This is a genomic window from Gracilimonas sp., assembly GCF_014762685.1.
Classification (GTDB): Bacteria; Bacteroidota; Rhodothermia; order Balneolales; family Balneolaceae; genus Gracilimonas.
On record NZ_JABURM010000005.1, the window covers coordinates 1,083,904 to 1,105,254 of the forward strand.

13 protein-coding genes are annotated in these 21,351 nt (G+C 41.1%); 9 read left to right on the forward strand and 4 right to left on the reverse strand.

Annotation, left to right across the window (positions count from 1 at the left end):
• Nucleotides 1-17: 17 nt before the first annotated feature.
• On the reverse strand, nucleotides 18-1,517 hold the full coding sequence (gene atpD / locus HUJ22_RS04955; protein WP_290874772.1) for a F0F1 ATP synthase subunit beta: 1,500 nt from the start codon (nucleotides 1,515-1,517) through the stop codon (nucleotides 18-20).
• A 294-nt stretch (nucleotides 1,518-1,811) separates the two neighbouring features.
• Here atpD and HUJ22_RS04960 point away from each other — a divergent pair, with 294 nt between their 5' ends.
• The 6 genes from HUJ22_RS04960 (at nucleotide 1,812) to lon (ending at nucleotide 14,265) form a co-directional block, all read left to right on the forward strand.
• Nucleotides 1,812-3,410 carry a DUF4139 domain-containing protein gene (locus HUJ22_RS04960; protein ID WP_290874775.1) on the forward strand — a complete coding sequence of 533 codons (1,599 nt, stop codon included), beginning with the start codon at nucleotides 1,812-1,814 and terminating at the stop codon, nucleotides 3,408-3,410.
• 180 nt (nucleotides 3,411-3,590) lie between these two features.
• The gene (gene rsmB / locus HUJ22_RS04965) at nucleotides 3,591-4,910 is read left to right on the forward strand and encodes a 16S rRNA (cytosine(967)-C(5))-methyltransferase RsmB (protein WP_290874778.1); all 1,320 of its coding nucleotides are present in this window, start codon (nucleotides 3,591-3,593) and stop codon (nucleotides 4,908-4,910) included.
• Nucleotides 4,911-4,995: 85 nt separating this feature from the next.
• Nucleotides 4,996-7,680, forward strand: coding sequence for a valine--tRNA ligase (locus tag HUJ22_RS04970; RefSeq protein ID WP_290874781.1), 2,685 nt, complete (start codon nucleotides 4,996-4,998; stop codon nucleotides 7,678-7,680).
• A gap of 83 nt (nucleotides 7,681-7,763) precedes the next feature.
• Nucleotides 7,764-10,049 carry an ATP-dependent helicase gene (locus tag HUJ22_RS04975; RefSeq protein ID WP_290874784.1) on the forward strand — a complete coding sequence of 762 codons (2,286 nt, stop codon included), beginning with the start codon at nucleotides 7,764-7,766 and terminating at the stop codon, nucleotides 10,047-10,049.
• Nucleotides 10,050-10,074: 25 nt separating this feature from the next.
• Nucleotides 10,075-11,589, forward strand: a complete 1,515-nt coding sequence (locus HUJ22_RS04980) for a DUF5723 family protein (protein WP_290874787.1) — start codon at nucleotides 10,075-10,077, stop codon at nucleotides 11,587-11,589.
• A 129-nt stretch (nucleotides 11,590-11,718) separates the two neighbouring features.
• Complete coding sequence (gene lon / locus HUJ22_RS04985; protein ID WP_290874790.1) at nucleotides 11,719-14,265, forward strand: endopeptidase La; 2,547 nt, start codon at nucleotides 11,719-11,721, stop codon at nucleotides 14,263-14,265.
• 152 nt (nucleotides 14,266-14,417) lie between these two features.
• On the opposite strand, the gene HUJ22_RS04990 is transcribed toward lon, so the two are convergent.
• Nucleotides 14,418-15,623, reverse strand: coding sequence for a 6-phosphofructokinase (locus tag HUJ22_RS04990; protein WP_290874793.1), 1,206 nt, complete (start codon nucleotides 15,621-15,623; stop codon nucleotides 14,418-14,420).
• Nucleotides 15,624-15,771: 148 nt separating this feature from the next.
• Here HUJ22_RS04990 and HUJ22_RS04995 point away from each other — a divergent pair, with 148 nt between their 5' ends.
• The 3 genes from HUJ22_RS04995 to HUJ22_RS05005 all read left to right on the forward strand — a co-directional run bounded on the left by HUJ22_RS04995 (nucleotide 15,772) and on the right by HUJ22_RS05005 (nucleotide 19,155).
• Nucleotides 15,772-16,971 carry an FAD/NAD(P)-binding oxidoreductase gene (locus HUJ22_RS04995; RefSeq protein WP_290874796.1) on the forward strand — a complete coding sequence of 400 codons (1,200 nt, stop codon included), beginning with the start codon at nucleotides 15,772-15,774 and terminating at the stop codon, nucleotides 16,969-16,971.
• A 79-nt stretch (nucleotides 16,972-17,050) separates the two neighbouring features.
• Nucleotides 17,051-17,956 (forward strand): ribosome small subunit-dependent GTPase A, encoded by a 906-nt coding sequence (gene rsgA / locus HUJ22_RS05000; protein WP_290874799.1) that lies wholly within the window; start codon nucleotides 17,051-17,053, stop codon nucleotides 17,954-17,956.
• 95 nt (nucleotides 17,957-18,051) lie between these two features.
• Nucleotides 18,052-19,155, forward strand: a complete 1,104-nt coding sequence (locus tag HUJ22_RS05005; RefSeq protein ID WP_290874802.1) for a DUF6588 family protein — start codon at nucleotides 18,052-18,054, stop codon at nucleotides 19,153-19,155.
• A gap of 77 nt (nucleotides 19,156-19,232) precedes the next feature.
• Here the strand turns inward: HUJ22_RS05005 and HUJ22_RS05010 are convergent, their stop codons facing one another.
• Together HUJ22_RS05010 and HUJ22_RS05015 are read right to left on the reverse strand one after the other, a co-directional pair.
• Nucleotides 19,233-19,958, reverse strand: a complete 726-nt coding sequence (locus tag HUJ22_RS05010) for an ABC transporter ATP-binding protein (RefSeq protein WP_290874805.1) — start codon at nucleotides 19,956-19,958, stop codon at nucleotides 19,233-19,235.
• Nucleotides 19,959-19,966: 8 nt separating this feature from the next.
• Nucleotides 19,967-21,343 carry an efflux RND transporter periplasmic adaptor subunit gene (locus HUJ22_RS05015; RefSeq protein WP_290874808.1) on the reverse strand — a complete coding sequence of 459 codons (1,377 nt, stop codon included), beginning with the start codon at nucleotides 21,341-21,343 and terminating at the stop codon, nucleotides 19,967-19,969.
• Between the last annotated feature and the right edge of the window lie 8 nt (nucleotides 21,344-21,351).

Genomic DNA, 21,351 nt, shown 5'->3' on the forward strand with positions numbered 1-21,351 from the left:
GTTCTTACTACTTAAAATTATGCCGCTTCTTCTTTTTCAGCTTCAGCAAGCAATTTCTCTCCTTTTTCAATGGCTTCATTAATATCGCCCACCATATAAAATGCGTTTTCAGGAAGGTGATCTAATTCACCATCAAGAATCATCTTAAAGCCTTTGATGGTTTCTTCAACTTTCACATACACACCGGGCTGACCTGTAAACTGCTCGGCCACGTGGAAGTTTTGGGAGAGGAAACGCTGAACACGACGTGCACGACTTACAACCAGCTTATCTTCATCAGAGAGTTCATCCATACCCAAGATGGCAATGATATCCTGAAGATCTTTGTAGTTCTGGAGCAAACGAGTAACCCGGTTGGCAACATTGTAATGCTCTTGTCCTACAACTTTTGGATCCAAAATTGTAGATGAAGAATCCAGAGGATCTACCGCAGGATAGATACCGATCTGTGTCAATGCACGAGAAAGTACTGTAGTGGCATCCAAGTGAGTAAAGGTAGTTGCCGGAGCAGGGTCAGTCAAGTCATCAGCAGGTACATACACAGCCTGAACCGATGTAATAGATCCGTCTTTGGTAGAAGTAATACGCTCCTGAAGGTCACCCATTTCAGTAGCCAAAGTTGGCTGGTAACCTACCGCAGAAGGCATACGTCCCAGAAGTGCTGACACCTCAGAACCGGCCTGTGTAAATCGGAAAATGTTATCAATAAATAGCAGAATATCCCGGGATACTTCATCACGGAAATACTCAGCAACAGTCAGTCCGGAAAGTGCCACTCGTGCACGGGCTCCAGGAGGCTCGTTCATCTGACCAAATACCAGGGTAGCCTGAGATTCTTTCAATTTCTCTTTGTCTACTTTGGAAAGATCCCACTCTCCTTTTTCCATAGACTCTTTAAATTCGTCACCGTAATTAATAATACCTGACTCCAGGAATTCACGAAGAAGGTCATTTCCTTCACGGGTACGCTCTCCCACGCCGGCAAATACGGAAAGTCCACCGTGTTCTTTCGCAATATTGTTGATCAATTCCTGAATCAATACGGTTTTACCTACACCGGCACCGCCGAATAATCCAATTTTACCACCTTTAGCATACGGACAAAGCAAGTCAACCACTTTGATCCCGGTCTCAAGCATCTCAGTAGATGTAGCCAATTGATCAAAAGCAGGTGCATCACGGTGAATAGGATAAGAGTTCTTTCCTTCCGGTGCATCGATACCATCAATGGAGGCACCAACTACATTAAAGAGTCGGCCTCTGATATCTTCACCAACCGGCATCGAAATAGCTTTTCCGGTGTTCGTTACATCCATGCCACGAACAAGTCCATCGGTAGAGTCCATCGCGATAGTACGCACACGATCTTCACCAAGGTGTTGTGCAACCTCAAGTGTTAGGGTTGATCCGTCTGTCATCTCAATTTCTAGAGCATTAAGAACAGCCGGTGTTTTACTGTCTGAAAAATCAACGTCAACTACAGGCCCAATTACCTGTGCTATCTTTCCTTTATTCATGTGCTAAATCGCGATTTAGTTAGTTTTTGCTTTGATGATTTGTAGCATTAATTATGCACTACTGCAAAGGCTGACAAAGATAGGGAGATACACAAAGAGAGGCAATCAAAAATGTAATGATTTATTATGAACAAGCTGTAACTGTTATAATCACAAAAAAAACTTCAATTATTTAATAAAAGCCAGGTTAATCGCATACAGAAATCCTACATCCCCTATTAGCATTTTTATGCAGGTTTATCTTAATGCAACATCACCTATAGTAAGGTATTCCATTAATAAATCATGCTTATAATGTATATACTTCTGGCCATTATCATCTCGTCACTAAACTTATCTCCTGTTAACTCAGATACTCTTATAACCCAATCTGAAATCAACGAAGTAACAGTATACAGGCAACAAGCCCAAATTCAGCGTACATCTACTATAGATTTAAAACCCGGAAAGAATGTCGTTGTTTTTGAAAGCCTTTCTCCTTCCCTAATTGAGAGCAGCTTACAACTTCGGGGTAACAAAGCCTTTACCATTCTTTCTTTAACCAGGAGAACAAATTATTTCACAGTAAAGGAAACTCCGGTCATTGTGAAAGAGCTGCAATCTCGGCGTGATACCCTCCAAAAAAGGATAACTTTCCTGAGTTCAGATCTCTCAGTTTTGGAACGAGAACTTCGGTTACTTGAAAGCACAGAAAATTTTATCAGCAATCAGGAAATGACCCCGACCGAACTTTCGCAGCTTTTGGATCTTTATCGATCAAGGGTTTCAAAGCTTGAATATGAAAAGATTTCTTTGAATGAAAAAGCTGATGCATACAAAACAGAATTAAATAAGGTTCTTGCACAACTTAGAGAATATGGAAATGATCAAAATATAAGGTTTTCTGAAGTTATAGCAGAGATCAATTCAGAACGGAGTCAGTCAATAAATATCGAGCTACAGTATTTAGTATATAATGCAGGATGGAAACCCAGTTATGATATACGGGGAACTGATATCTCAGCACCTCTTTCCTTAAGTTATAAAGCTAGCATATACCAAAATACCGGTATAGATTGGCATCAAACCAATGTCACCATCAGTTCAGCAAATCCTACACTTAATTCCACTTTACCTGAAATCAATCCAATTTTTGTGAGTTTTAAAACACCACACCCGCCTGCTTTAAAAGAAAGGGGGCTGAATGAAGTGATAGTAACCGGATATTCGGATAGAATTGAGATGGAAAAAGAAATGTCTTTGGATGCTCCTATGAATCTTCCACCCCCCGCTCAAAATATTCAAGGGCAAACAAGTTTCAGTTATAGAATTGAAATTCCTTATTCCGTGCCCTCTGACGGTAAGGAGCATACACTCGAATTCAGAAGAGAAGATGTTCCTGCTAATTATAACTATTCATCGGTACCAAAGTTTTCAGAACAAGCTTATCTGACCGGTAAGATCACAGAGTGGGAAGAACTTGACCTGATTCCCGGAAAAGCCTCCATCTATTTTGAGAATACCTATGTAGGTACTACTAACATTAATCCCCTTTCTTTTGATGACAGTCTGGAGGTATCATTGGGAGTTGATGAGAGTATTGTAGTGGAAAGAAAAAAATTGAGGGAGTTTGAAGAAAGAAATTTCTTTGGTAATAAAGTACGTGAAAATCACTCATGGGAAATCAATCTCAGAAACAGCAAAGATGAAACAATTGAGATAAGCGTAAAAGATCAAGTCCCTTTATCTAGAGACGAGAGTATTAAAATTGATATCAAAGAGATTTCTAACGGATCATATAACAGTGATACAGGTATTGTAACCTGGCGTGTAAAACTTGATGCAGGACAAGCAAAAGCCCTTCGCCTGGATTATCAAATTGAATACCCGAAAGGACAGAAAATTACTTTTTAAAAAAGATGATTTAACCTCATACTTCTATTAGCAAGTCCCGCGTTAAAATTTTATCTTTGTAAGCTATCGAAGCTACATAAAAATCGTGGCTTACTTTATTGCATCAATCCTGTGGCAAAGGTGATCTGAAATCACCTTTTTTTATAGCCGGTAATCACAATTTTTAAAAACTCGACTCCCTTGGAAACTGAATTATCAGAACGCTCAGTAAGTGTAGACATTCTTATAGAATTTGATGAAAAGCAAGTACTTGACTATGCTCACGCAAATGAGTTAGAACCTCGTGAACGTGCGCAAGTACGTGAATATGTTCAAAATATTTTACGCAAGCGAAGCTATCTCGATTTTTTAATTGATGAGTTTTCGACCGTAACTGTTGCAGAAATGAAACCGGGCCTTAAAAATATTCTGCGTCTCGCAATTTACGATATGCTTTTTATGGATAGCACCCCGGATTATGCGGCTATCAATGAATCTGTTGAAATTGCCAAAGCCAAATTAGGGTCAAGAACGGGAGACTTGGTTAATGCTATCATGCGTAATTTACAACGGGATCGCGAGAAACTTCCAAAACCGGGTTTTAAAGATCGGAACAAATTAGTGGCTACCACTTTTTCCCATCCCGAATGGATGGTGGCCCGATGGAGAGCACGTTTCGGAGAACGCGAAGCTTTTCAACTGATGCAGGCGAATAATTCCAGGCCGCATTATTATGTTCGTGTAAACAGCTTGCGTACCAAGCCTGAGAACTTTGAATTACGAATGGAAAAAATGGATGTGGAATTTGAGCCCAGTGACTGGCTTCCATACTATTACAAAGTAGCTTCCGTTCAGCCTTTTATTGAAAAAGGTTTACTTGCCAAGGGGATCTGTCTGGTTCAGGATATTGCCGCCGGATTCGCCCCTACTATTTTAGATCCACAACCCGGAGAAAAAGTATATGATTTGTGTGCCGCCCCGGGGACTAAATCAATTATGATGTCTGATTTAATGCAAGGCGAAGGTGAAATTCTTTCTGTGGATATATCCTCAGAACGATTGGAAAAATTAGCCGAAAGTGCATTGAATTACGGAGCTGAAAATATCAAAATACGTCGCGGTGACGTGCTTGAGGTTTCACTTGGTTTAGCTGATGCTGTTTTACTTGACGCTCCTTGTACAGGTACCGGTGTTTTGAGTAAAAGAGCTGACCTCCGCTGGAGACGTGATGAAGAAGGCCTCAAAAATGCCGTTGAATTACAGGAACAACTTTTAGAAGAAGCCGCCAACATGGTAAAACGCGGCGGCCGGTTAGTGTATAGTACATGTTCCCTGGAGCCGGAGGAAAATATGGATCAAATAACCAAGTTCCTTGATAAAATGGATAATTTCGAGTTGGAATCATTGGAAGATTACCTCCCGGAAGAAGTCTTAATGGAAGGCGGAAAAGCTTACCAAACCTTCCCGCACAAACACGGCTGCGACGGCCACTTTGGTGTACTCCTTAAAAGAGTGAAATAGATATTTAGAATTCAGAATTCTGGATTCAGAATTCTGAATTCTTACATCGGCTGCTTTATTAACCAACGCTACCAGTAAACGATTTATGAGTTCTGATTCAAATAACATTGACATTCCCGCACAATACGACGCCTCTAAAGTTGAGGATAAATGGTATGCCCACTGGATGGAAAACAATTACTTCCATTCCACTCCGGATGATCGAGAATCTTTTACGGTAGTCATCCCTCCTCCCAATGTTACCGGTGTGCTCCACATGGGACATATGCTCAACAACACCATTCAGGATGTTTTGGTTAGAAGAGCTCGCATGCAGGGGTATAACGCTTGCTGGGTCCCGGGCACCGATCATGCCTCCATTGCAACGGAAGCCAAAGTTGTAAGGCGACTTCGAGAGAAAGGGATCAAAAAAAGTGATCTGGGCCGGGATGAATTTATGGAACACGCCTGGGACTGGACGCATGAGCACGGGGGCATCATCCTTGAGCAGCTCAAAAAATTAGGTGCGAGCTGCGACTGGGATCGCACTAACTTCACCATGAACCCCGAGTATTCCGAAAGCGTGATCGATGTGTTTATAGATCTTTTCGAAAAAGGAAAGATCTATCGCGGCGAGCGGATGATAAACTGGGATCCGGTTGCTAAGACAGCGCTCAGTGATGAAGAGGTGATTCACAAGGAAGTAAACTCCAAGCTGTATCACATCAAGTATAAAATCGTGGGTGAAAATGATTTTGTAACCATCGCTACTACCCGGCCGGAAACCCTGCTTGGTGACACTGCGGTCTGTATCAATCCCGATGATGAACGATATACGCACCTGAAAGGAAAGAAAGTGATCGTGCCTTTGGTAAACCGTGAAGTACCCATAATCGAGGATGATTATGTAGATATGGAATTCGGAACCGGTTGCCTGAAAGTAACCCCTGCCCACGATGAAAATGACTACAATCTCGGGCAAAAGCATAATCTTGAAACCATCAATATGATGAATGAAGATGGTACGGTAAGCGAAGAAGGTGAACTTTACACCGGCATGGACCGGTTTGATGTTCGTAAGCAAATTTCTAAAGATCTGGAAGAAGCTGATTTGCTTCTAAAAATCGAAGACTATAAAAATAAAGTTGGTTATTCCGAGCGAACCGACGCAGTGATCGAGCCGAGATTGTCGCTGCAATGGTGGGTTTCCATGAAAGAATTGGCTCAACCCGCCCTCGAAAACGTAATGAATGACACGGTCGAATTTCATCCCAAAAAATTCAAAAACACCTACCGCCACTGGATGGAGAATGTGCGTGATTGGTGTATATCGCGTCAGCTTTGGTGGGGACATCGTATTCCGGCTTGGTATAATGAAGACGGGGACTTTGTTGTAGCAAAAACCGAGGCCGAAGCCGAAGAAAAATTCAAAATTGAAAATTTAAAATTTAGCAATTTAAAGCAGGATGAGGATGTTCTGGACACTTGGTTCTCCTCCTGGCTTTGGCCAATATCAGTATTTGATCCCGAGTACATCCGAACCGGAAAAGCCAATAAAGAATTAGACTACTATTACCCTACCAAAGATCTGGTAACTGCCCCTGAGATCATGTTCTTCTGGGTAGCCCGAATGATCATCGCCGGGTACGAGTACATGGATAACAAACCGTTCGATAACGTGTACTATACCGGCATTGTGCGTGATAAGAAAGGCCGAAAGATGAGTAAGAGCCTCGGCAATTCTCCTGATCCCCTTGAGCTTATCAACAGCTACGGAGCAGATGGAATTAGAATGGGAATGCTGTTTGCCACTCCTGCCGGCAACGATCTGCCCTTCGATGAAAAGCTTTGCGAACAAGGCCGAAATTTTTCCAACAAGGTCTGGAATGCCTTCCGCTTCCTAACCATGAATATGGAAGATGGCGTAAAATACGAACCAACCCTGAAGATCAACGAAGACGATCTCTCTGACCGATGGATGGCAGCCCGAATTCAGCAGACCATTGCCGGAGTGAATGAAGACTTCGATAAATACAAGCTGAATGACGCCATTAAGAAAGTTTACTCGCTCATCTGGGATGACTTCTGTGACTGGTACATCGAGCTGGCAAAGCCGGAGGAATACGGTCAGAACATCCCTAAAGAAAAACTGAATACCGCACTTGGGTTTTTTGAGCAGCTCATGAAGCTCCTCCATCCTTTTATGCCGTTTATCAGTGAGGAGATCTGGCAGCATACTCAGGAACGTTCTACTGAAGAAGCCTTATTGGTTTCAGAATGGCCTGAAGTGGATAACTCTAAATTGAATGAAGAGGATATCAAGCTTTTTAATACACTTCAGGAAATAGTTTCTTCAATTCGGAATATTCGCTCTGAAGTGAATGTATCTCCGAAGAAAGAACTGGATGTGCTCATCAATACAAAAGAGCAAGTTGTAGCGGATGAAATTTTAGCGAATCGCATTGTTTTGGAAAAGCTGGAAAGTATTAAATCTTTGTCAGTTGGAACTGAAGTTGAAAAACCAAAAGTATACTCTTCTTCCATGGTAGACGGAAATGAAATTTACGTTCCCCTTGAAGGATTGGTGGATTTTGAGAAAGAGCGGGAGCGTATCCAAAAAGAAATTGACCGGCTGGAAGGATTTCTGAAGGGAATTAACGGAAAGCTTTCGAATGAGGGCTTTGTAAATAATGCTCCCGACAATGTAGTTGAACTGGAAAAGAAAAAGAGAGCGGATACCGAAGACAGCCTTGCTAAATTGCGTGAGCAATTAAAAGATTTTAAAGACTAACCACAGAGTTCACTGAGGAACCCAGAGCTGAATGAGTGTTTAACGCTCAGTGAGCTCTGTGTCCTCCGTGGTTAAATAAGATTATGAAAACATTTTCACTTCCATCAGAAGAACCCAAAGGCAGGCCTGATTTTCTTTCCACGCTGAATGAACAGCAGAGAAAGGCGGTCACCCATACCGATGGCCCATTGCTTATTGTAGCCGGCGCAGGTTCGGGGAAAACCCGGGTTCTCACTTACCGGATTGCCTATCTCCTTCAACAATACAAAGCCGCTCCTGAGCAAATTCTGGCCTTGACCTTCACTAACAAGGCTGCGCGTGAGATGAAGGATCGCATTCAAAATTTGATTGGAGATAAAGGCAAGAAATTATGGATGGGTACCTTTCATTCCATATTTTCAAAAATCCTGCGGTTTGAAGCCGATAAAATTGGCTATGGCTCTGATTTCACCATTTATGATTCCAATGACTCACAAATGGTGGTTAAACAAATTCTGCAAGAGCTGAATTTCGATCCTAAAGAAATCAAACCTAAAACCATTCACAACAAAATCAGTGATTCCAAAAACCAACTGATTACGGCAGATACCTACCAGAAAAAGTTCGTAAGCAGTACGCTGGATGATATCACGGCAAGGGTATACAAAATCTACAACAAGCGGCTCAAACAAAGTAACGCCATGGATTTTGATGACCTGTTGGTGAAGCCTATTGAGCTGTTTCAAGAACACCCCGACTTACTGGAAAAATACCAGGAACGCTTCAAGTATATTCTGATTGATGAGTATCAAGATACCAACCATGCCCAGTATAAAGTAACAAAGATGCTGGCAGCCAAGTATAGTAATATTTGTGTGGTTGGGGATGACGCCCAAAGTATTTATTCGTTTCGCGGAGCCGATATCTCTAACATTTTAAACTTCAAAGAAGATTACGAAAACGCTACACAAATTCCTTTGGAGCAGAACTACCGCTCTACCAAAGCTATCCTTCAGTGTGCCGACTCCATCATCAAACAAAACACAAAACAACTCCAAAAAACGCTTTGGACGGAACAAGAATATGGTGAAAGAATTACGGTTCTGGAAAATTTTGATGAACGGGATGAAGCCAATCGTGTAGCCAGCCATATTCAAAGCTTAAAAATGCAGCAAGGTTATCAAAATAATGACTTTGCCATTTTATATCGCACCAATTACCAGTCTCGGGTATTTGAGGAAGCATTACGTCGCAAGGATTTAACCTATCAGTTGGTGGGCGGACTCTCCTTCTACCAGAGAAAGGAAATTAAGGATGTACTGGCCTATCTCACCTTGCTGGTAAATCCACATGATGAAACGAATCTTCTTAGGATTATTAATGAGCCTTCACGGGGCATTGGAAACAAATCGATACAGGATTTATTAAAGAAAGCACGTGAAGAAGGCCGGTCAATGTGGAGTATTATACAACATGTAGAAGATCTGGACGTATATAAACCGGCTAAAGCAAGAGTCCGTGAATTTGTAAATATGATTGATAACCTCCGTCAGGATCTTGAAAATGGAGCATCGTTGGTTAATACCACAAAATCAATGTTAGAGCAGTCCGGGTATATGAAAGCTCTTGTTGAAGAAAATTCTCATGAATCCATGATGCGGAGAGAAAATATCATTGAGCTCCAAAATGCGATTTCCTATTTTGAGAAAGGAAAATCGAAAGCCTCCTTGAGTGCTTTTTTACAGGAAATCAGCCTTATCACCGATCAGGATAAATTTGACGAAAATAAACCGGCCATTACCCTGATGACGATTCATGCTTCAAAAGGACTTGAGTTTCCGGTTGTTTTTATAGTTGGGCTGGAAGAAAACCTCTTCCCCATGGGGGCTCGTGATAACTTTGATGTGGATATTGAAGAAGAAAGACGATTGTTTTATGTAGCGGTGACCCGGGCTGAAGAGCGATTATATTTTAGTCACTGCCGCAGCAGGTTTAAATTTGGTGAAGAAACCCGGCAAGCACGTTCCCGCTTTTTAGATGAAGTAGATGCCGGTGTGGTACAAACTGAAACCGGAGCCACCATTACCCAAAGGAAAGACCGTTTTGAAGATAAATCATTCAAAAATTCAGATTATGAAGTAGACTACGATTGGAAACAATCACGCACTAAAAAAACATATAAATCACCCTCTGCTACTATTCAATATGACTATGAGGATGGTGAGGATCCTTTTCAGGTTGGAACTAAGGTTATTCATAATAAATTTGGACCGGGGAAAATCATTTCCAGATCAGGATTAGGAACAGACGCTAAAGTTGTTGTATTTTTCAAGAGCAGAGGACAGAAAAAGCTCATGTTACGGGCAGCCCCATTACAGGTAATTGATTAGACATAAGGCTAAGAAGGACATTTACATGCGGCAGTTTATTTTTATACTGCTTTTACTATGTACTTATCCGGCGATCAGTTTTGCTCAGCCGGTATTTACACCAAGAAATTTAGCACTTGGTGGCGGGGGGAGTACTTACATTACCGATTATAATGCCAACTTTTATAATCCTGCCAACCTGATGATTCAGGACCGTGAAGGCAGGTTTTCAGTTGGAGCGGGGATTACGGGTATTTACCTGGATGGCATTCAAAACTATTCCGGGTTGGGATCTCAGTTTAAAAATGCTAAGGACTATCTTAAAGTTTATAATCCCGATAACACAGTAATTACAGCATCAGAAAGAAACGATATTATTGACGATAATTTCCCGGGGAAGACGACCCTGTCTGATAATCGATTACGTTATGATGCCACACTTTTAGGCATGAAATGGATTCGAAATAACCGGGCATTTTCTATTGCTTTTCGAACCCGAACTTCATCCAATTTCAGAGTGGGACAAGGATGGTATTCTGATTCTTTTAAAAGATCTCTAAATGATGAACTCATATTAGAACGGTCTCTTATTCACCGTTATCAAAGTCTGCATGAAGTTTCATTCGGATATGCAGAATCATTCCGTTTTTTGACCGGACTCACTTCCCGGTTGGATAATTTTATAATAGGTATTGCTCCAAAACTAGTGGTGGGAACCGGTTATCAAAATGCGGAATGGAATAATATCTATGAGCAACAAGATGATGGAGGCTCAATAAATCGTACACAAAGCTTCACTTATAATGCTTCGGGGCAATTTGGAGCAGCTACCTCTGCCTATATGAATGGAACTTCCGTGGCTGAAGCCAACGCTACGTATTTTTCAAATAACTCTTTTAATATTAATGGAATAGGTGCCGGATTAGACATTGGAGTCACCTATCTCATCACATTAGGAAGTGATTTGTCTGCCGTGAGGCGTAATCAGCAACTTACTAAACGCTCCCTCAGGCTTTCATTTGCTATGACAGATATTGGCTTTGTTTCTTATGATAATGATATTGCCTCTTTCTCCCTCCCCGCAGATACAACCATAGGAGCACAACTTCCCGGTACAACTGCAGATAATGCTTTTATCGGGGCACGAGGTCAATATACGGATTTCATTGAACGCTTCGGAGAAGATAATCCATTTACAGGAACCTTGACAGACAGAACTGCTTTTGCCACGCTTTTACCCATGTCCTTACATGGAGGAGCATTACTTGAAATCAACCGGCTTAAATTAATGGGAGATGTCAGTATAGGGCTTACCAATAATGCATTCAATTCAACTAAGCTGGTTTCTTCTTTTGGAATGGAACTGCGTCCTTTTACATTTCTTCCATTAAGGGGAGGAATTCAGTTCGAGGCACAACGACCTGATTTTATAAGCTTTGGAACTGCTGTTGAAACCAAGAAATGGGATTTATCTTTAGCCGCTATCTTTACCCCGACTTCATTTATTGAAGAACCTGCGATTACCGGGGCGGCAGCGGCAACTCTTCAATTTCACTTTTAAAGCCTGACACTTTGCCCTACTTTACTGACAGGCAGCGGGTGATTATGACGGTTTGTATAAGATGAATGAAATGGCTTCGTATTTGCCTTTATTAAATAAAACAAAAAATTTTGCAGACTATTTTATTCTATGAGACAACGCTTTGATTTATTTCAAGATTTAGATCAGTCAGACGATAACTTCGATGACTTTGAACAAGCTATTCCCTTAATGTCGGAAGAGGAAGAGAAAAAACTTACCGAAGCCGAAATCCCTGACTCACTCCCTATTTTACCTTTAAAGAATACCGTTTTATTTCCGGGAGTTGTCGTACCCATTACCGTTGGTCGTGACCGCTCTCTTGCCTTGGTTAAAGAAGCCTATGAAGGAGACAAAATTATAGGTGTGGTAACGCAAAAAAACGAAGACATAGAAGAGCCAGAATACAAAGACCTCCACACTATTGGGACGGTTGCACAAATTCTGAAGCTCATTAAGATGCCGGACGGAAGTAAAAGCATTGTAATTCAGGGTAAATCAAACTTTAAAGTAAAAGATTTTACTCAAAGTGATCCCTATTTTAAGGCGGATGTGGAAGCATATCCTAAAGAAATGGATATTGAAGGATTGGAACTTGATGCTTCAGTACGAAACATCAAAGAGACTGCTAGCAAGATTATCAATATGTCTCCAAACATTCCTTCGGAAGCCTCAATCGCTGTTAACAACATAAACAGCCCTACATTTTTACTGAATTTCATTTCTTCCAACCTGAATGTTTCCGTTTCCGATAAACAATCGCTGCTGGAGATTCGCAAGTTCTCAGAGAATTTGGATAAAGTGATGGAATTCCTGGAAAAAGAAGTCCAGGTACTGGATATGAGTGAAAAAATCCGAACCAAGGTAAAGTCGGATATCGACGACCAGCAACGTGAGTTTTACCTTCGCCAACAAATGAAAGCTATACAAGAAGAATTGGGCGAAGACGCTGAACAACAGGATATAGAAAAACTCCGGGAACGTCTGGCGAAGAAAAAACTACCGGAAGAGGCCAAGGAAACTGTTCAGAAAGAATTACAAAGGCTGGAAATGACGCCAAATGCCTCTCCAAATTATGGCATTATCTACAGTTATGTAGAATGGATTTTAGATCTTCCCTGGGAAGAATTTTCTGAAGATAAGCTGGATCTGAAGTATGCCCGAAAAGTTCTCGATGAAGATCACTACGGCCTGGAGAAAGTTAAAAAGAGAATTGTAGAATACCTGGCCGTACTGAAGCTAAAGAAAGACATGAAGGCTCCTATTCTTTGCTTCTATGGCCCTCCCGGTGTTGGTAAGACCTCTTTGGGTAAATCTATTGCTCGGGCTTTAAATCGTGAATTTGAGCGTTTCAGCTTAGGTGGTATTCGAGATGAAGCCGAGGTTCGCGGACACCGCAGGACATATATAGGTGCTTTACCCGGAAGAATTATTCGATCCATGAAAAAAGCCGGAAAAGGAAACCCGGTAATCATGCTGGATGAAATTGATAAAGTGGGAGCCGATTATCGCGGAGACCCTACCTCTGCCCTGCTTGAAGTTCTTGACCCTGAGCAAAACAATACATTCACTGATAATTATTTGGAGCTGGAATATGATCTCTCTAAGGTTATGTTTATAGCTACTGCCAATTCCCTGGATACCATTCCCGCTCCGCTTAAGGATCGTATGGAAATTATCAATATCAGTGGATATACCCTTGAAGAGAAAACTCAGATTGCCAAAAAGTACCTGATTCCTAAACAAGTTGAAGAAAACGGTTTGAAGAAAGACCAAATTTCTTTTACCGATGACGCTATTGAACGTATTATTGATCAATACACTAGAGAATCCGGTGTTCGTAACTTAGAACGACAAATAGCCGGTGTATGTCGCGGGGTAGCAGCAAAAATTGCGTCTGATGAAATCGAGAATTTCGATGTAGATGGTGAGGATATTGAAGAATATCTCGGTAAACGTAAATTCTTTAGTGATGCTGCAGAACGAACAACAGTACCCGGCGTAGCTACCGGTTTGGCCTGGACACCTTACGGAGGTGACATCCTGTTTATTGAAGCAAGTGTTTCCAAAGGATCAGGTAAATTAAATATTACCGGGCAACTGGGTGATGTAATGAAAGAGTCGGCCATGCTTGCAATTTCTTACTTGAAAGCTCATTCGGATAAAGTGGGAATTCCTGAAGAAGCCTTTAAATACTGGGATTTGCATGTGCACGTTCCCGCAGGTGCAGTACCCAAAGACGGACCCTCTGCCGGTGTATCGCTGATGTCCGCTATAGCTTCTATCTTCACTCAACGAAAAGTTAAGGGAACCATAGCATTGACCGGTGAAATCACCCTTCGAGGTTTAGTTCTGCCTGTAGGCGGAATTAAAGAAAAGGTATTAGCGGCGAAGCGGGCAGGAATTAAACAAGTTCTGCTTCCTAAAAAGAATGAAAAAGATGTAGCTGAAATAGAGAAAGATGTTATCGGCGACCTAGAGGTTCAATATCTTGAACGCATGGAACCCTTGCTTGATATTATCCTGGAAGACAAGCCGGTGCAAGATCCCTTCGAATTCTTTCAAGTCAGTGATGCCCATAAAGCTGCTGTCAGTGGTAATAATGGAAAGATGCCTTCTGAGGATGCGGAGATTATTAGCGAAAAGAAGGATTCATAAATAAATCTCCGGATTCTGCAAAAGAAGTTAGAGCATGGGAAAAGCTATTCTTATAAAAGAATAGCTTTTTTTACACCTTTGGTAAATCTAGGCATACCTTTGAGCCGACCCCAATACCCACATTTCTTTCCCATTATTCAACGATCTAACTATCAATGCTCACTGGTCATGATAAATAAAGGCTGCATTTCGAAACTCTTATAAAAAGGCCTTAGCCGCTCAGTATTATAGTGACGGTTTACATTAACTACCTTCTTCTTACTGATAACTATATCAACCGGGACATTATCATAGCGGCCGTTTTTCAGCACTACAAGCCTCCCATGAATTTTTTCCAGGATCAAATCCAGGGCAAGGTTTCCATAAGCCATAGGTACAATGGAGTCAATAGCATCAGGATCTCCCCCCCGCACCAGGTATCCCAGTTTTTGATTAATAATATTTACCACTTTTCCTTTGTTGAATTTGGGAGATAGTCGTTTTAATTCTTCAGAAATCAAATCTCCTATGCCTCCTAGTTTTTTGTGGCCGTAAGCATCTGTGGTAGCATCCTGAAATATCATTTCTCCTCCACTAAACATGGCACCTTCCGAAACCAATAACATTGAATAATTACTTGGGTTCAAATTGCGGTCGTAACTCATTAATTCTGCAAGATGCTCAATTTCAAATTCATGTTCAGGAATTACACATCTGTTTGCAGCTCCGGCCATGGTTGGCAGCATTGCTGTGAATCCTGCATATCTTCCAAATACTTCCATTACCAGGAAACGCTCATGTGATCCTGCTGACGTCCTCAAGCTATTTGCATGCTGAATAGTCCGGGTAACACACGTGCTGAAACCGATACAATAATCGGTACCTGGTACATCATTATCCATGGTTTTGGGGATGGCGATTATTTTAACCCCTTTACTGTACAAATGAACTCCATAACTCAGCGTATCATCACCTCCTATGGGGATCAGGTAATCAACGCCTATCCACTCCAGGTTTTTTAATACCTCAGGTGTTAAATCATTTATTTCTTCACTGTATTTATCTTTTAAAAAATCCGGGATCTGGCTTTTTTTTACATGACTGGGACGGGTTCTGGACGTATGCAAAAAAGTGCCACCCGTTCTGCCCGCTTTGTTTACAATATCTTCTGAAAGTTCTCTAAAATTATTACTGTTATCGTATTTTTTATCTCTTACAATGTCGATAAGCCCTGCCCAACCCCGCCTGAAACCAATTACTCTATATCCCTCGCGAATTGCACGAATGGTAACTCCCCGTATTGCAGGGTTAAGCCCCGGCACATCACCTCCGCCGGTTAAAATGCCAATCGTTCCTTTATAGGTTACTTTCTTTGCCATACTGTCTCCATTTTAGGTGAACCCCATCAGAGCATACCATTACAATATGAAGCAATGATGAAAACTTCCTACTGAGCCCATACTTCATAATATCTTCAAATAGTTATTATATAAATAATGTAATCATCCCGGACTGAAAAGAGGACGTATGAAAAAAAGAATAGTAATAGTCGGGTCCAGCTTTGCAGGGTATAGTGCAGCCATTACTTTAGCAAAACTTCTTTCCGGTAAACATGAAATTATTGTAATTGACAGAAAGCCCGAGTTCATATTTTTACCTTCTTTTGTGTGGTATCCATTTGGAGATAAAAGCGTAGATAATATTTCTTTTGATGCCCGCCCTATTTATAAGGACCTTGGCATTAGATTTATTCAGGAAAATATTTATGGGTTTGATCTTAGCGACCAGCTTATCTATCTCCATGACCAGGAGATTCACTACGACTATCTAATTATTGCTACCGGTTCACGCCCCCGGTATGAAAGCATAAAGGGCCTCTATCCGGGTGAAAATTCCTGGTCTATAAGCGATCTTGAAAATGCTATTAAAACAAGAAGTGCCTGGAAAGCTTTTCTTAAAAATCCCGGGCCAATAGTTATTGGAGCCGCTCAATGGGCCGGTTATTTTTTTGCTGCTTATGAGTTTCTTTTCAATACCGTATATCAACTGGATAAGAATAAGCTGTTAGGAAAAATCCCGCTTCATTTCATTACCCCGGAACCTTATTTAAGCCATTTCGGAATTGGAGGGTTTGGAAGCAAACCGGAAGATGTAGAAAAATTTATCCGGAATTTACAAATTAATGCACACGTAAATTCAGAAGTACATCTGGTAAAACCACATGAAGTGATATTGGAAGACGGAACTCATTTAGAAACTGATTTTACTATGATTATTCCACAGTTTATTGGTGTTGATGCTGTAAGAACTACACGTAAACTGGCTGACGAATTTGGGTTAATTAAAGTAACAGAGGAATTTTATCACCCACAATTTCCAAATGTATATGCGGCAGGAGGTGCAGTCTCGATACCACAGCTTAATGAAACGACCATTGGACTAGATGTCCCTCGCACCCGCTCTACTTCTGAAATCATGGCAAAGTCTGCTGCACTTAATATTGCTTCCGAGTTGGAAGGCGGAAGCCGTGTTTCAATATCCACACAAAAATTATACGAATACTGCCGAAAAGACATGCAGTATTTAGACCATATGATTGCTGAGAGTAGCACTGAAGGCACAAAATCTCTTGCATACATTGCGAACAGAGCACAGGAAAGGTGGGCGGAACACTCAATGAAAAAATATATTGAGTCTTCTATTACAAAGGACTTTCTTGGGATATAGTTTTTTATAAAAATACCTCCCTTTTTATAAACCAAATTTATCTCCTTGTTAATCCCCTATCCTTCCTTATTTTTGACGCATGAAAAAAGGACGTGTTATACAATCAACCGGCAGCTGGTATCTTGTGGATACCGGAGATAAAATTGTTGAGTCTCGATTACCCGGCCGTTTCAGGCTTGAAGAGAAGGAAGTGACCAACCCCCTTGCTGTGGGTGATTGGGTAGATTTCAACCTAAATGATGATGGTTCCGGGAACATTGAGAAGATCCATAAACGGGAAAACTATATAACCCGTCAGGCTACCCATGGAAAGAGAGGTGAACAAATACTGGTTTCCAATCTGGACCAAGCCTGTGTAGTACAATCCATCAAACAACCCAGGTTGAAGGAAGGTTTTATAGATCGTTTTTTAGTGACTTGTGAAGCCTATGAAGTTAATCCTGTAATCATTATCAATAAAATGGATTTAGCCAAAAGCGGAGGAAAAGCTTTGGCCGAAGAACTCAAAGAGCTATATACTGAATTGGGTTATAAATGCTTACTGACCAGTATTGAAGATGAATTATCACTTAAATCAGTCCGGGCATTACTCAAAGATAAAACATCTGCTTTTATCGGGCCTTCGGGAGTTGGAAAAACCAGTTTAATCAACGCTATTGATCCTTCCTACAATTTAAAAGTGAATGAAGTTTCTGATTTTTCAAGTAAAGGAAAGCACACCACGACTTTTGCCCGGTTGATACCACTTAGTTTCGGGGGGTATATAGCTGACACACCCGGAATTCGTGAATTTGGTCTTGTAAATATCGAACCTTGGGAACTCTCCCTTTTTTTTCCTGAAATGTTGGAGCCGAGAGAAAATTGTCAATTCAGCAATTGTACACACGCTCACGAACCTAAATGTGGAGTGGCAGATGCTTTTGAAAAAGGTGAAATTGCTGCCAGCAGGTATCAATCGTATCTAAATATGCTTGATTCACTGTAAAAACAAATATTAAGATACTCAAAAAAGGGTATACCGTCTCTCCTAAATAATGCAGATATTAGCAAGCAACATTTAACAAATTTCAAGGAGTACAAATGTTTAACGGTTACCAAAAAATAATAAAATACCTATGTGCCCTACTCATCCTGGGGATCACTACAGTCGGTACAACTCATGCCCAATTAAATGACATTGGAGCTTTTCTACAAGCTGGTGCTGATGATGCCACCATTTTAACCAAAGAATATCTTAAGCCATTTCCAACAGGATTTGGAACCGGACTCAACGCAGGTTGGACTGAAAGTGCAGCACCTAAAAAAACTTTGGGCTTTAGTCTTCAAATACGTCCCTCAATTGCAGTAGTACCCGGATCAGATCAATCATTTGATATATCTTCTCTTGGTCTGGATAAAATTGTAGTTGCAGCCGGAGAAGATCCGGTTACCTCTACTATTTCCGGCTCCAAAGGAAGCGGACCTTTATTGGAAATTTATGACGACCCCAATTCCAACAATCCCCAGAAGCTCGGTGAGTTTAACATGCCGGGAGGAACCGGATTTTCATTTGTACCTGCTCCTGTGGTGCAGGCAAGCATCGGACTGGTAAAGAAAACCGATCTTACACTGCGTTATTTTCCTGAAACAGAAATTGGTGATTTCGGCAGCTTCAGCATAATTGGAGGAGCGGTAAAACACGAGATTTCCCAATGGTTGCCAGGCAGTAAATTGTTACCTGTAGATATTTCTTTGATGCTTGGATATAACCGAATTGGTGTTGATGCAGGTTTAGATCTTCAGGAAACAGGTACCAGAGATCCAAATGATCCTACCCTTACTTCTAATCCTAATCCGGATTTTGACTCACAAAAAGTTGTCACCACAACTGAGACATTTGTTTTTAATGCATTGGTTGGTAAATCTCTACCGTTAATCAGTGTTTATGGTGGGCTGGGATACCAAAAAGCTACTTTTGATCTAAGTGTAAACGGAGATTACCCTGTATCTTCTTATAATCCAATAACCCCGGGAGACGACTACATTGTAGTATCTGATCCAATTTCTTTCTCTTTGGACAGTAAAAGTTCCGCGCATGCACTTGCCGGCTTTAGACTTCGTCTGGGAATCCTGGCCATTTACGGTGAAGCTACCTTAGCAAACTATTTTACCGCAAATGCCGGTATTGGTATTAGCTTTAGATAAGCTGCACAAATAACATTCATATATAAAAAAGGCACTCAACGAGTGCCTTTTTTATATCAAATTTTTTACTGATTATTCTAATTATCAATCTTATGGTTAGCTAAAACCGGAGAATCCACTATATCATCGGTTTCAATCAGTCCATCTCTCAGTCGAATGATACGCCGTGCATGATCGGCAATTTCCTGCTCGTGAGTTACCACAATTATGGTATTACCCTGTTGATAAAGCTCTTCGAACAATAACATAATCTCTTCCCCTGTTTTGGTATCCAGGTTACCCGTAGGCTCATCGGCAAGTAAAATAGAGGGATTATTCACTAATGCCCGCGCAATGGCTACACGCTGGCGCTGACCGCCTGAAAGCTCATTTGGCTTGTGGTCTACCCGATCCCCAAGCCCAACTTTTGTTAATACTTCAGTTGCTCGTTTTTTGCGTTCTGCCGATTTCATTCCTGCATAAATCAACGGAAGTTCAGCATTTCCCAGGCATGATGTTCTTGGCAACAAGTTAAAAGTCTGAAACACGAAACCGATTTCCCGGTTACGAACTTCAGCCAGTTCTGCATCATCCATTTGGCTTACTTTGTTGTTATTAAGGACATATTCTCCGGATGTTGGGGTATCCAGGCAGCCAATCATATTCATCAGGGTAGACTTACCGGAACCGGATGGCCCCATAATGGCAATGTATTCATTTTCTTTTATATCAAAGCTTACCCCTGCAAGAGCGTGTACTTCTGTTTGCCCCATTTGGTATACTTTGGTTAAATTTGTGATCTGTATAACCGGTTGTTCAGACATAAATTCAATTAGTTAAATGTAGAAACTTTATTATTTACAGTGACTTTATCACCGTCATTCAAAAGGTTAGAAAGTGTTCGATAACTGCCAATTACTACTTCCTCCCCTGCTTCCAATCCCGACAGAATTTGGATGTGTGAATTGTCACTGATTCCAGTTTCCACTTCTTTTCGAATTGCTTTTCCATCCTCTATCACAAAAACAACTTTGCGCATATCTTCTTCCCTGATAATCAAGTCATCATCCTGGCTGTTGGCAAGCATAATTTCCGCTGAATCCTCTGTTTCCCCATTTTCAGAAGTTTGATCTTTAGCAAAATCTCGAACTGTAACCGCTTGTATTGGCACTGAAACCACATTTACGGCTGTTTGTGTTTCTATATCAATGGTAGCAGACATCCCAGGTCTGAAATTTGGAACAAAGCTTTCTTCCGGTCCTTCTGAGGCTTCATTGCGGACCATCTGTTCGGGGCTGCTGTCTATATTGTGTGGGGTAATAATTCTAACCTTTACCTGATAGTTGGTTACTTGCTCATTGGTGCCACTTCCTGTTATTTGGGCAGAATTAGCAATCTCTGTAACTACTCCGTTAAATTTCCGTTCCGGATACGCATCCACTTCAATTCTTGAAGTATCCGCATAGTCTACATTAACAATATCATTTTCATTAACCTCTACAAGTACTTCCATTCGATCCAGCAATGATACCCGCATCATCTCCGTACCGGCCATTTGTGCATTACCCAGCACTCTTTCACCTTCTTCAACAGTTAAGCCCGTAACTGTACCATTTTGAGGAGCTCGTATCACCGTTTGCTCAAGCTCTTCCTGTGCCTGGCGTAATTGAGCCTGGGCACTTTGTATTTGATACTCAGCCGCTTTGAGACTTGCTTTTTGGGAATCAAATTCCGATTTGGACTGAATGTACTCCATTTCAGAAATCAAGTCTTTCTCATATAAGGTATTGTCTCGCTGGTAAGCAGCTTCTGCTCGAATCAAAGCTGCACGAGTCTGTTCTAAACGCGCTTTTTGTGTTAACAACGCAGCATTTAAATTATCAATTTGGGCCTGATAAATATCAGGTTTAATACGTACCAGTAAGTCACCCTGTCGTACAAAATCACCTTCTTTTACGGCTAGTTCTATAATTTCTCCTGATACATCAGGACGAATGACAACTTCAATTTCCGGTTGTACCTTTCCGGAAGCAGATACTAACTGAGTTATGGTCTTAAGCTTAGCGGTAGCTGTTTCAACTTCTTTACCGGTGTCAGAATTTCCTATTACACCTGTTACCCGTAGCGTTAGCCCCAAAAGTACTATGAACCCTAAAACCCCAACTACCCAAAACAGGGTTTTCTTAGAAGAAGATTTTCGTTTTGACATTTAACTAT